Origin of the sequence: Jejudonia soesokkakensis (assembly GCF_042664795.1) — a bacterium.
Classification (GTDB): Bacteria; Bacteroidota; Bacteroidia; order Flavobacteriales; family Flavobacteriaceae; genus Jejudonia; species Jejudonia soesokkakensis.
Genome location: NZ_JBHTBN010000004.1, coordinates 237,606 through 251,105 on the forward strand (window position 1 = coordinate 237,606; position 13,500 = coordinate 251,105).

At 38.6% G+C, this 13,500-nt stretch carries 9 protein-coding genes; 8 read left to right on the forward strand and 1 reads right to left on the reverse strand.

Going from position 1 to position 13,500, the window contains the following annotated elements:
• Nucleotides 1-7 precede the first annotated feature (7 nt).
• Nucleotides 8-2,752, forward strand: coding sequence for a translation initiation factor IF-2 (infB, locus tag ACFQO1_RS09590; protein WP_380217813.1), 2,745 nt, complete (start codon nt 8-10; stop codon nt 2,750-2,752).
• A gap of 93 nt (nt 2,753-2,845) precedes the next feature.
• Here infB and ACFQO1_RS09595 read toward each other — a convergent pair whose 3' ends face one another.
• The gene (locus tag ACFQO1_RS09595) at nt 2,846-3,238 is read right to left on the reverse strand and encodes an SPOR domain-containing protein (RefSeq protein WP_380217814.1); all 393 of its coding nucleotides are present in this window, start codon (nt 3,236-3,238) and stop codon (nt 2,846-2,848) included.
• A gap of 223 nt (nt 3,239-3,461) precedes the next feature.
• Between ACFQO1_RS09595 and ACFQO1_RS09600 the strand changes: the two genes are divergently transcribed.
• The 7 genes from ACFQO1_RS09600 (at nt 3,462) to ACFQO1_RS09630 (ending at nt 13,490) form a co-directional block, all read left to right on the forward strand.
• A complete protein-coding gene (locus tag ACFQO1_RS09600; protein WP_380217815.1) occupies nt 3,462-4,808 on the forward strand; it encodes a c-type cytochrome in 1,347 nt (448 codons plus the stop codon).
• Nucleotides 4,809-4,874: 66 nt separating this feature from the next.
• On the forward strand, nt 4,875-7,937 hold the full coding sequence (locus tag ACFQO1_RS09605) for a TAT-variant-translocated molybdopterin oxidoreductase (RefSeq protein WP_380217816.1): 3,063 nt from the start codon (nt 4,875-4,877) through the stop codon (nt 7,935-7,937).
• A gap of 27 nt (nt 7,938-7,964) precedes the next feature.
• Nucleotides 7,965-9,740 carry an NrfD/PsrC family molybdoenzyme membrane anchor subunit gene (gene nrfD, locus ACFQO1_RS09610; RefSeq protein WP_380217818.1) on the forward strand — a complete coding sequence of 592 codons (1,776 nt, stop codon included), beginning with the start codon at nt 7,965-7,967 and terminating at the stop codon, nt 9,738-9,740.
• 1 nt (nt 9,741) lies between these two features.
• Nucleotides 9,742-10,278 carry a DUF3341 domain-containing protein gene (locus ACFQO1_RS09615; RefSeq protein WP_380217819.1) on the forward strand — a complete coding sequence of 179 codons (537 nt, stop codon included), beginning with the start codon at nt 9,742-9,744 and terminating at the stop codon, nt 10,276-10,278.
• Nucleotide 10,279: 1 nt separating this feature from the next.
• The gene (locus tag ACFQO1_RS09620; RefSeq protein WP_380217821.1) at nt 10,280-10,963 is read left to right on the forward strand and encodes a c-type cytochrome; all 684 of its coding nucleotides are present in this window, start codon (nt 10,280-10,282) and stop codon (nt 10,961-10,963) included.
• Between the two features lie 24 nt (nt 10,964-10,987).
• The gene (locus ACFQO1_RS09625; RefSeq protein ID WP_380217822.1) at nt 10,988-12,400 is read left to right on the forward strand and encodes a quinol:cytochrome C oxidoreductase; all 1,413 of its coding nucleotides are present in this window, start codon (nt 10,988-10,990) and stop codon (nt 12,398-12,400) included.
• Between the two features lie 25 nt (nt 12,401-12,425).
• Nucleotides 12,426-13,490, forward strand: a complete 1,065-nt coding sequence (locus ACFQO1_RS09630; protein WP_380217823.1) for a cytochrome c oxidase subunit II — start codon at nt 12,426-12,428, stop codon at nt 13,488-13,490.
• The last annotated feature ends 10 nt before the right edge of the window (nt 13,491-13,500 follow it).

A 13,500-nucleotide genomic window follows, 5' to 3' on the forward strand; every position in this document is an offset into this window, starting at 1 on the left:
CATTTTTATGGCTGAAGTAAAAACAATGAGGCTTAACAAAGTATTACGTGAATTTAATATTTCACTAGATCGTGCCGTGGAATTTTTAAGTTCCAAAGGGTTCGAAATAGAGGCACGTCCTACTACTAAGATCTCGGGTGAAGAATACCAGGCGCTTTTCGATGAATTTGAAACTGACAAAGAGAAGAAGGTTACATCCAAAGAAGTTGGAGAAGAAAAGCGAAAAGAGAAGGAGGAACTTCGCCTTGAAAGAGAGCGTGAAATTGAAGAAAAACAGCAAAGAGCTGCTCCTAAAGTTATTAAAGCTGAAGCTAAACTTGATGGTCCTAGACAAGTAGGTAAGATTGACCTCGATTCAAAAAAACCTGCGAAAGAGCCTAAAGTGGAGGAGAAGCCTGCTGAAAAAGCTAAGGAAGCCCCTAAAAAAGAGACTCCTAAAAAAGAAACGGAAACGAAAACAGTTGTTGAAAAGACTGAAGCTTCCGAAGAAAAGCCGAAAGAAACGGCTCCAAAAGAGGCTCCTAAAAAGGAAGAAAAAGCTCCAGAAGTAAAAGCTTCCGAAGAAAAAATAGCCAAAGAAACTACAGAGGCAACTTCAGACAATGAAGTTGTTGAAACCAATTATAAAAAACTGGACGGACCTAATTTTACAGGTCAGAAGATCGATCTTTCTAAATTTAAAAAGCCAGAAAAGAAAAAAACCGAAAAGAAAGATGACGATAAAAAGAAAAGTCGTCGTCGTCGCATTAGTAAAGAGGCGCCAAACAGAAGTTCTGGAAGTCGAGACAACAGAGGAGGTGGAAATCGTGGAGGAAGAGGACGATCTAATGTCCCTAAAGAAGAGCCTAGCGAAGAGGAAGTACAAAAGCAAGTACGTGAAACTTTAGAAAAGCTACAAGGAAAATCTTCTAAAGGAAAAGGTGCTAAATACCGTAGAGAAAAACGTGATAGCCACCGTCAAAAAACAGAGGACGAAGCAGCAGTACAAGATGCACAAAGCAAGATCCTAAAAGTTACTGAGTTTGTCACAGTTAGTGAAGTTGCTACCATGATGGATGTGCCTGTTACCAAAATTATTTCGGCATGTATGTCACTTGGAATGATGGTAACGATGAACCAGCGTCTGGATGCCGAAACACTTTCGATTGTTGCAGACGAATTTGGATATGAAGTTGAGTTTATCACTGCAGATATTGGTGAGTCTATTCAGGTTGAGGAAGATGCTCCAGAAGATCTGGTAGAACGCGCTCCTATTGTTACAGTAATGGGTCACGTAGATCACGGTAAGACCTCTTTACTCGATTATATTCGAGAAGAAAATGTAATTGCAGGAGAATCTGGAGGGATTACACAGCACATTGGTGCGTATGGAGTGACGCTTCAGAGTGGCCAAAAAATAGCATTCCTTGATACACCAGGTCACGAAGCTTTTACGGCGATGCGTGCTCGTGGGGCTCAGGTAACAGATTTAGCAATTATTGTAGTGGCAGCAGATGATGATATCATGCCACAGACAAAGGAGGCAATATCGCATGCACAGGCTGCAGGTGTTCCTATTGTTTTTGCAATTAATAAAATAGATAAGCCTACGGCAAATCCTGAAAAGATTAAAGAAGGTTTAGCACAAATGAACTTGCTTGTTGAAGACTGGGGAGGAAAAATTCAGTCACATGATATTTCAGCAAAAACCGGTGAGGGTGTAAAAGAATTACTTGAAAAAGTGTTGTTAGAAGCCGAATTATTAGAGTTGAAAGCAAATCCAGACAAATCTGCCACAGGTACAGTTGTTGAAGCTTTCTTGGATAAAGGGCGTGGATATGTTTCTACGATTCTTGTTCAGGGTGGAACGCTAGAAGTTGGAGATTATGTATTGGCGGGTCAGCATAGCGGAAAAGTAAAAGCAATGCATGACGAGCGAGGGAAGAAAATTAAAAAGGCAGGGCCTTCTACACCAGTTTCAATTTTAGGTTTAGATGGTGCGCCGCAAGCGGGAGACAAATTTAATGTCTTTGAAGATGAGCGTGAAGCAAAAGATATTGCTGGACGTCGTACACAATTACAACGTGAGCAATCTGTTAGAACACAACGTCATATTACATTAGATGAAATTGGTCGTCGAATTGCGCTGGGTGACTTTAAGGAATTAAACATTATCCTAAAAGGAGATGTGGATGGATCTGTTGAAGCTTTAACAGACAGTTTCCAAAAATTATCTACGGAAGAAATTCAGGTAAATATTATTCATAAAGCTGTAGGACCTATTACTGAAAGTGACGTGTTATTAGCGTCAGCATCAGATGCGATTGTCATCGGATTTAACGTGCGTCCAATGGGTAATGCCCGTCAGATTGCAGATAAAGAAGAAATCGACATCCGTACGTATTCTATTATATATGATGCGATCAATGATCTCAAAGATGCCATGGAAGGAATGTTATCTCCAGAAATGAAAGAAGAGATCACAGGTACTGCAGAAATTAGAGAAACCTTTAAGATTTCTAAAGTTGGAACCATCGCAGGTTGTATGGTCTTAACTGGTAAGATTATTCGCAATGCTGGGATCAGGTTGATACGTGAAGGCGTAGTTGTATATACTGGAGAATTAGAAAGTTTAAAACGTTTTAAAGACGATGTGAAAGAAGTAGCTAAAGGCTATGACTGTGGTATTCAAATCAAAAATTACAATGATATAAATGAAGGAGATATTATTGAATCCTTCCAGGAAGTAGCTGTCAAGAAAAAGTTGAAGTAACCGTAGACAGTATTTAGTCACAATATGCAATAAAAAAGCTCCAATTTTAATTAAAATTGGAGCTTTTACTATTTTTAACCATTATCTATTTCTCTACTTATTAGGTTTTAAAATAAATGCGGAGGAAAAGTTTCTTTTAATTTCCATAAGGGCTCGGTCTGCTTCCAATCTCGAGTTAAAATTTCCCGCCCAAACTTTATAATTAGGTGTTTCATATTCAATAGAAGCTGGCCAGGAACCATAGATGCCACGATATTTTCTAATAACAGCGTTGGCGCCATTAAGATTGTCATAATATCCTAATTGAATGGTATAACCGTCTGAAAGTTTATTGTCTTTTTCTAGGTCCTTTTTGATTTCCAGTAATTGGGGAATTTTAGAATTCTGATTTATAGTTACAGTTCCTTGTTGAGCACTTGCATTTTCAGAAAAGAAAAGCACTAAAAAACTGAAAATTAAGAGTTTGCTTAAATTCGAATAAGACATAGGATGTTATTTTTGATACAAATGTAAATCTATTAAACTTTAATCAGGCCAAATTTATTATTTAGAATAATTATAAATTAACGATTAACACTTTATTAGCATTTCTAAAATGGACTTAATAACGTACTTTTGTGCCGTTATTTATGGCATGTAAATAGCAGTTATTTTACAAAATGAAGTAACCAATTATGTGCCAAACTATTGCCAATAATTAACTATTAGTATGCAAAAGGTGAAGTTTACAAATCTATCCTCAATAGTATCATTCTTACTGTTGGCAGTTCTGCTAACTTGTACAAACAATATTTTAGCACAAGAACAAGCGACTTCAGATGCTCAAAATGTAACTGAAGAAGCAGCTGCTGAAACTCCTGCTGCGGAAGGTGTTGGTGATGCTGCTGCTGGAAAAGCACTGTTTAATGCCAACTGTGCTGCTTGTCATAAGTTGTATAAAAAAGCAACTGGCCCGGCTCTTTTTGGAGTTTCTCAAAAATATGATCGTAACTGGTTGTATCAATGGATCACTAATAGTCAAGAGCTAATAGCTAGTGGCGACGCGCAGGCTGTAGCCATATTTGAAGAATACAACAAGTCTGTCATGACCGCCTTCCCAGGCTTATCAACAACAGATATTGATAATATATTAGCCTATACAGATACTGAAAAAACAGTAACTCCTATCGATCCAAATATTGGCGGAGGCGGTGGAGAAAACGTTGGAGGCATTTCCACAGGATTGGTGTTGGGAGGATTGGCACTTGTGTTAGGGCTGCTTATCATTATGTTGTTCTTGGTAACAAACACCTTGAAGAAAATTGCTTCAGCCAATGGTGTTGTTTATGAAGAAAAAGCAAAGCGTACTCCTATTTGGAAAGCGTTCGTAGAGAATCAATTCATGGTATTTGTTTCAGCTATCTTTTTATTATTGGCTTCAGCATATTTCATGTATGGTTATTTTATGCAGGTAGGGGTAGACCAAGGATATGCGCCAGTACAGCCTATTCACTACTCACACAGAATACATGCTGGATTAAATGAAATTGACTGTAAGTACTGCCATTCTTCGGCAAGAAAAAGCAAGCACTCTGGAATTCCTTCTTTGAATGTTTGTATGAACTGTCATAAAAATATTGCTGCGGTGAGCGATGACACTCAGGCAGAAGGTTTAAATGAGTATGGAGTTGACTACAACAAGGAAATTCAGAAGTTGTACAAAGCTGCAGGATGGGATGAAGCGACACAATCTTACACGGGAGAAACAGAGCCTGTAAAGTGGGTGCGTATTCATAACCTTCCAGATTTTGCGTATTTCAATCACTCACAACACGTTACTGTCGCTGGAGTTGATTGTCAGAAATGTCACGGTCCTGTAGAGGAAATGGAGATCTTGGAGCAGTATTCACCGTTGACAATGGGTTGGTGTATCAATTGCCACAGAGAAACAAATGTGAATGTAGCTGGAAATGAATATTACGAAGAAATTCATGAGCAGTTATCAAAGAAGTATGGCGTAGACCAATTAACCGTTGCACAAATGGGCGGATTAGAATGTGGTAAGTGCCACTATTAAAAGAAAATTTTAATTTTCCTGTTGATCCAGGAAAAAGATATTATAAAGATAACAAGTAAGAATACTATGGCATCAAACAAGAAATACTGGAAAAGTGTTGAGCAGCTGGATGAAAACAGCGCGATTGTTGAGGCGCTGCAACAGAATGAGTTTGTAGAGTCGATTCCTACAGACGATTTTCTTGGTAACAAGGAAGCGCTGGAGACTTCTTCAACGACACGTCGTGATTTCTTAAAATACGTTGGTTTCACTACGGCGGCAGCGTCTATAGCTGCTTGTGAAGGCCCCGTAATTAAATCCATACCCTATGTAGTTGCTCCAGATCAAATAGTTCCTGGAGTTGCTAACTACTACGCTTCTGCTATTGCAGACGGTAATGATTTTGCAAATATCTTAGTAAAAACACGTGAAGGTCGCCCTATCAAAATAGAGCGCAATGACCGTGCAGATAGTGGTGGTGTAAATGCACGTGTGCATGCATCTGTCCTATCTTTATATGACAACAACAGATTAAAGTCGCCTTTAATTGATGGGAAGCAAGCTAGCTGGGATGAGTTAAACACTCAAGTGGCGCAGAAGATGAATGAAATGGCAGGACAGGAAATAGTGTTGTTAACACAAACATTTGCCAGTCCGTCAGCTTCAAAACTAATTAAAGAATTTACTACAAAATATCCGAATGTAAAGCATGTAATCTATGATACGGTTTCTGCTTCGGAAGCATTAGACGCATTTGAGTCTAAATTTGGAACAAGAGCATTACCAGATTACGATTTTTCTAAAGCTGAAGTAATTGTTTCGGTAGGTGCAGATTTCTTAGGGGATTGGCAAGGAGGAGGCTATGATGCTTCGTATGCAAAAAGCCGAGTACCTACAAAAGACGGTAAAATGTCTCGCCACATACAGTTTGAAGCTAATATGACCCTAAGTGGTGCTGCGGCAGACAAACGTGTTCCTGTAAAACCTAGCGATCAAGTAAAAGTTTTAAACGCATTATTAGGTGGAAGCACCTCTGGACTTTCAGATAAAGTAGCCGAAGCTGTTGCAAAAGCAAAAGCGCAATTGAATGGTGCAGGAAGTCGCGGAGTACTGGTAACAAATATTCCAGATGCTGCCCTTCAGAAAAGAGTATTAGATTTCAACGCTTCAAGTGTTGTTATGGATGCTGAAAAACCTATCATGAAGCGTAAAGGAAACACGAGAGATGTCCTTGCAGCAATGAACGGTGTAGTTTCAGGAACCACAAAAGGAATGATTACGATTGGAGTAGATCCTGTATATGCATTTCCAGGAACAGAATTTGCTGAAGCGTATAAAAACTTAGATTTTTCATTAGCATTTGCAATGAAGCCTACGGCGACTGCAAACGCTTCAAAACTAGTAGCAGCTACGCCTCACTTCTTAGAATCTTGGGGAGATGCTCAAATGAAAAAGGGCACTTTCAGCTTAATGCAACCTACTATCAGACCCTTGTTTGACACTAAGCAATTTCAGGATTGTTTGTTACAATGGATTGGGAAAGCAGATCAAACGTATTACGATTATATTAAAGAAACATGGGCGCCTGTCTTAGGTGGAAGCTCATGGAATGATGCTTTAGAAGCAGGAGTGTATGTTTCAGATGCTTCTGTAGAGAATGAAGTAACTCCTTCAGAAGGAACTGTTACAATTGAAGAATCAACTTCCAATGCTGCCATGGCTTTTGCTAGTCAGGATAACGGCGGAATGGAACTTACCTTATATACGAAAGCAAGTATAGGAGATGGACAGCAAGCTGGTAACCCTTGGTTGCAGGAAATGCCAGATCCTATTACACGTGCTGCTTGGGATAACTATCTTACTGTTTCGAAAGCAGATGCAGAAGCAATGGGCTTTGAAAACTACAATGTAGCAAACGGAGCACTGAATGGAAGTTATGCGAATATAAAAGTAGGTGAAACTACTCTTGAAAATGTACCTGTGATCATTCAGCCAGGGCAGGCGAAAGGATCTGTTGGATTGGCATTTGGATACGGAGTAAAGGATGGTGTTCAGGAAGAAATGATGACTGGAGTAAATGCTTACAAGGTTTATGAGAATTTCTCTTCTGTCCAAAATGTTAGTATTGAAAAAGCAGGAGGTGTTCATGAATTTGCATGTACTCAGCTTCAAAATACAATGATGGGTCGTGAGATAATCAAAGAAACGACCTTAGAGATTTTTAGTACTAAAGATGTAAAAGAATGGAATCCAGTACCAATGGTTTCCAAAGATCACGAAGAAATTCCTGTGACTTCGCCAGATGCCGATTTATGGACTTCGTTCGATCGTTCTGTAGGACATCACTTTAACTTATCAATTGACTTAAATGCCTGTACCGGTTGTGGTGCTTGTGTGATTGCTTGTCATGCAGAGAATAATGTTCCTGTGGTAGGTAAAGAAGAAGTTAGAAAGAGTAGAAATATGCACTGGTTGCGTATTGACAGATATTATTCTTCGGAAGAGAGCTTTGATGCAGACCTTCAGAAGAAAGAAAACATTAGTGGGTTAAGTGAAAGCTTAACCGGTTTTGGAGAATTAGAAGATCCTTCTGAAAATCCACAGGTTGCCTTTCAACCCGTAATGTGTCAGCACTGTAATCACGCTCCATGTGAAACGGTTTGCCCTGTGGCAGCAACATCTCATGGTCGTCAGGGTCAAAACCAGATGGCATATAACCGTTGTGTAGGAACAAGATATTGTGCAAACAACTGTCCTTACAAGGTGCGTCGTTTTAACTGGTTCTTGTATGCAGAAAATGATGAGTTTGATTACCACATGAATAACGATCTAGGTCGTATGGTCATCAATCCGGATGTGAATGTGCGTTCGAGAGGAGTTATGGAAAAGTGTTCTATGTGTATTCAGAAAACACAATTGACCATTCTAGAGGCAAAACGAGACGGTCGTAAGATCAAGGATGGTGAATTCCAAACGGCTTGTTCATCTGCCTGTGATAAAGGAGCTATGAAATTTGGAGATATTAATGACCATGACAGCAAGGTATATGCAGATAAGAATGATAATAGAATGTATCACTTACTAGAAGCGGTAGGTACAGAGCCCAATGTGGTGTACTTGACGAAAGTGAGAAATACAAACGAAGTATAAACTAACTAAGAAATAGTATATAAAGATATGGCGTCGCATTACGAAGCACCTATTAGAAGACCCTTAGTTACCGGAGATAAATCCTATCACGATGTAACAGTCGATGTGGCTGCTCCTGTGGAAGGAAAAGCAAACAAATCCTGGTGGATTGTTTTTGGAATTTCCTTGGTTGCCTTTTTATGGGGAATTGGTTGTATAATTTACACCATTTCTACTGGAATTGGAGTTTGGGGATTAAATCCAACGGTAGGTTGGGCATGGGATATTACAAACTTTGTATGGTGGGTAGGAATTGGTCACGCAGGAACATTGATTTCGGCAGTACTATTGTTATTCCGTCAAAAATGGAGAATGGCGATTAACCGTTCGGCAGAGGCGATGACTATCTTCTCTGTAATCCAGGCAGGTTTGTTCCCAATCATTCACATGGGTCGCCCATGGTTAGCGTATTGGGTATTACCAATTCCTAATCAGTTTGGTTCTTTGTGGGTCAACTTTAACTCACCCCTTCTTTGGGACGTATTTGCGATTTCAACCTATCTTTCGGTTTCCTTAGTATTCTGGTGGACTGGATTGCTACCTGATTTTGCGATGATACGTGACAGAGCCATTACTCCTTTTACGAAGAGAGTGTATAGTATTTTGTCTTTTGGATGGTCTGGACGTGCTAAGGACTGGCAACGTTTTGAAGAAGTTTCATTAGTATTAGCTGGTTTAGCAACACCTTTAGTACTTTCGGTACATACAATTGTATCGTTTGACTTTGCTACGTCGGTAATTCCTGGTTGGCATACTACAATCTTCCCTCCGTACTTTGTTGCGGGTGCAATCTTCTCTGGATTTGCCATGGTAAATACGCTTCTTATTATTATGAGGAAGGTGTCTAATCTTGAAGACTACATTACGATACAACACATCGAATTGATGAACATTGTAATAATGATTACAGGTTCGATTGTAGGGGTGGCTTATATCACGGAATTATTTATCGCATGGTATTCTGGAGTGGAATATGAACAATATGCATTCTTAAATAGAGCAACAGGACCATACTGGTGGGCATATTGGGCAATGATGACATGTAACGTATTCTCGCCACAGTTTATGTGGTTCCCAAAATTGAGAAGAAGTATTATGTTCTCTTTCTTTATTTCAATCGTAGTAAATATTGGAATGTGGTTTGAGCGTTTTGTAATTATTGTGACTTCATTGCACCGTGATTATCTTCCATCTTCGTGGACGATGTTCTCACCAACTTTTGTTGATATTGGAATTTTTATAGGAACCATTGGATTCTTTTTCGTATTATTTTTATTGTATGCAAGAACTTTCCCTGTCATTGCACAGGCAGAAGTAAAATCTATTCTGAAAGGTTCAGGTAGTTATTATAAAAAATTAAGAGCTGAAAAAGGAGATGATGTAAAACATTACAGTCCTGTAGTAAGAGAGCCTGCTGGAAATTCTCAGCATGTAGATGATACAACTCCAGATCACCACAATCCGTCAGTAAATGCAGATGCATTGGTTACGTCTGAAGCTCAGAAGGATCAGTTAGATTCAATGTTAAGTAGATTGGGAACTTTCAATCCAGCTACACAAACAGCAGACGATCTTAAAAAGATTAGTGGCGTAGGTCCGGTGATGGAAGGAAAATTACATCAATTAGGATTGTATACATTTGACCAAATAAGTAAGATGGAAGATAGGGATTACGATCTTCTTGACGAAATTATAGGCGAGTTCCCTGGGAGAGCAAAACGTGACGACTGGGCAGGACAAGCAGAAAAACTTAAAAATAATTAATATGGCATCTAAAGTTGTTCACGCTATATATACAGATGACGACATCTTAATGCAGGCTGTTAAACAGGTGCGTGCAGAGCGTTATCATATTGAAGAGGTGTATACTCCTTTTCCTGTTCACGGACTGGATAAGGTAATGGGACTTGCGCCTACGCGTATTGCAATTACCTCATTTATGTATGGGTTGGTAGGGTTGTCTGTAGCCATCGTTATGATGAATTTTATCATGATTAAAGATTGGCCTCAAAATATTGGTGGGAAGCCAAGTTTTAGCTATATCGAAAACATGCCGGCTTTTGTACCTATTATGTTCGAATTAACGGTATTTTTTGCTGCTCATTTAATGGTTATTACTTTTTATATGCGCAGTAAATTATGGCCTTTTAAAAAAGCTGAAAACCCAGATGTAAGAACGACAGATGATCATTTTTTGATGGCTGTAGATGCAGGAAATCATGATGTCGAAAAATTGACACAATTTTTATATGATACAGGGGCGCTGGAAATTAGTTTAATTGATACTGAAGATCACCATTAATATGAAAAGTATAGTAAAAATAACATTCGCACTGTTTGCAACTGTTACGTTGGTATCTTGTTTTAATGACAATAAACCTAACTATCAGTACATGCCAAATATGTACGAACCTGTAGGATATGAAACGTATGGTGAGTACGAGATTTTTCCAGGACAACAAGAGGCAATGCTTCCCGTAGATGGTACCATACCAAGAGGATGGAGACCTTATGAATTTGAAGATACTACCGAAGATCTTGAAAGAGCTAAAGTTGAATTAAAAAATCCTTTACCGGTTACTGATGAAAATTTAGCAGCAGGGGCACAACTGTACACTATTTATTGTGCAGTTTGTCATGGTGATAAAGGTGATGGCCTAGGAATACTTGCCCAGCGTGAGAAGTTCTTAGGAATACCTAGTTATGCTGCTGAAGGAAGAACAATTACTGAAGGCGGTGTTTATCACGTTCAGATGTATGGGTTAAACACAATGGGTTCTTATGCTTCTCAAACCAATGAAGAAGAACGTTGGCAGATTACACAGCATGTAATGAACTTAAAAGCTGCGTTAAAAGGAGAGCCATTGGTTACACCAGAAACAAAGGCTGATAGTACAACAGTTTTATCTGAAAACCTAGTACAGGAGGAGACGATAAACACTTCAGAAGTAAACCCTTCCGAAGACAACGCAAACGAAACTAACTAAAGAATAAAGAGAATAGCTAAAGATATGTATACGCTACCTAGTAAATTAAGACTCTTTTCAATCATTTTTATGGTCGTGGGTGCCCTGTTGCTTGTTGCAGGTTTTGTAACAGCACCTTCCACTACGGCAGAAGTAAAAGAAATGATGGCAGCTCATGGTGACGGTCATGGTGAATCTCATGGAGAAGATCACAATATGGCAGGGAGTCATGACGGTGACAATGAAGCGCATAGTGAAACTCAATCCCATGACGTAGAAGCTGGAGATCATTTAGTAAAAGACGGAGAACATACAGAACTTGCTCATGATAGTGAAGAGGCGCATTTAGAACACACCCTTCATCAAATGCAAAACAGACCTTGGTCTGCGTTATATATTGCAGCATTTTTCTTTTTTATGATTGCTCTAGGAACATTAGCTTTTTATGCCATTCAACATGCTTCACAAGCAGGTTGGTCCCCAGTATTATTTAGAGTTATGGAAGGAATTACGGCGTATCTTCCGTGGGCTTCTATTATAATGTTAATACTATTATTACTATCTGTATTCCATGTAAATCATATTTTTCACTGGATGGATGGCGAATTGCTTAATCCTGAAAGTCCGAAATATGATAAGTTGATTGCAGGTAAGAGTTCTTGGCTTAACGGTCCCTGGTTTATTGTAAGAGCTGTAATCTATTTATTGGGGTATAACATCTATAGAGTTCTATCTAAACGCTGGTTGGCCAAACAGGATACGGCAGAAGACAACCGTTGGTTTAAAAGAAATTTTAAACTTTCAGCAGGTTTCCTTGTATTCTTTATCTATACCGAATCGATGATGTCATGGGATTGGATCATGAGTTTTGACCCACACTGGTTCTCTACATTGTTTGGATGGTATGTATTTGCAGGAATGATGGTTTGTGCCATAACAGTAATCGCTATGGTGACCGTGACATTAAAAAGTCAAGGATACTTAGAGTTTGTCAATGATAGCCACATTCATGATTTAGCAAAATTTATGTTCGGTTTCAGTATTTTCTGGACCTACTTATGGTTCTCTCAATTTATGTTGATTTGGTATTCCAATATTCCAGAAGAAGTTACCTATTTCGTCACTAGAATTGAAGATTATAATTTACCATTCTTCGGAATGTTAGCCATGAACTTTATATTCCCAGTACTCTTGTTAATGAATAGTGACTACAAGCGTATTAACTGGTTTGTAATCATGACTGGAATAGTAATATTAGCCGGACATTATATAGACGTATTTAATATGGTAATGCCTGCAACAGTTGGTAAATCATGGTATATAGGTTTACCTGAAATTGGAGCGTTACTATTTTTCTTTGGACTATTTGTGCTGGTAGTGTTCACTGCCTTGACCAAAGCGCCATTATTAGCGAAGCGAAACCCATTTGTGAAAGAGAGTAAACACTTTCATTATTAATTAATTTGAATAGAGACAGATAACGATGACCGCATTTTTAGTTGTATTAGTAATCATTCTTTTTGGTGTCACTGTTTGGCAGATGAATAAGATCTTTCAAATGTCCAAAACGACTCCTAATGGAGATAATTCTGAAATAGCAAACGATAAGGATAACAACGTCAATGGATATTTGATGTTAGGATTTGTGATTTTTATCTACGTGCTATGTATCATTTCTTTCTGGAAATGGTGGGAAGTACTGCTGCCAGAATCAGCTTCTGAACACGGAGTAGAAATTGATCAACTTTGGTTAATCTCTATGGTATTAATCTTTGTAGTAGGGATAATCACACAGTGGTTGTTACATTATTTTGCGTTTAAATACCGCGGAAAGGTAACTCAAAGAGCAACGTTTTACGCAGACAATGATCGTTTAGAGTTTATCTGGACCATTATTCCTGTAATTGTTTTAGCGGGGTTAATCATCTACGGATTATTTACTTGGACAGATATCATGAATATTGAAGAAGATGATGATGCGCTTGTGGTAGAGCTATACGCGTATCAATTTGACTGGAGAGCTCGTTATGGTGGAGAGGACAATACATTAGGAGAAGCGAATGTTCGATTAATTGAAGGAGTCAACCAATTAGGAGTGGATGCTTCAGACCCGAATGCACAGGACGATGTTATTGTTAATGAATTACACTTGCCTGTTGGAAGAAAGATTCATTTCAAAATGCGTTCTCAAGATGTATTACACTCGGCATATATGCCACACTTTAGAGCTCAGATGAACTGTGTTCCAGGTATGATTACTCAGTTTTCATTCACTCCAGTAATTACTACTGAAGAAATGCGCATGAATGATGAGATTGTTGCTAAAGTGAGAAGAATTAACAATATCCGAAGAGAGAATAGTATAGAACTTACAGCAAAAGGTGAAGAAGCTTTAGAGCCTTACGAATTTGACTACATGTTACTTTGTAACAAAATTTGCGGTAGTAATCACTACAATATGCAGATGAAGATAATTGTAGAAACACAAGAAGAATATGATGCATGGATGGCAGAACAGGCTACCCTTGCTGAAGCATTAAAACAATAATAAAATAGCC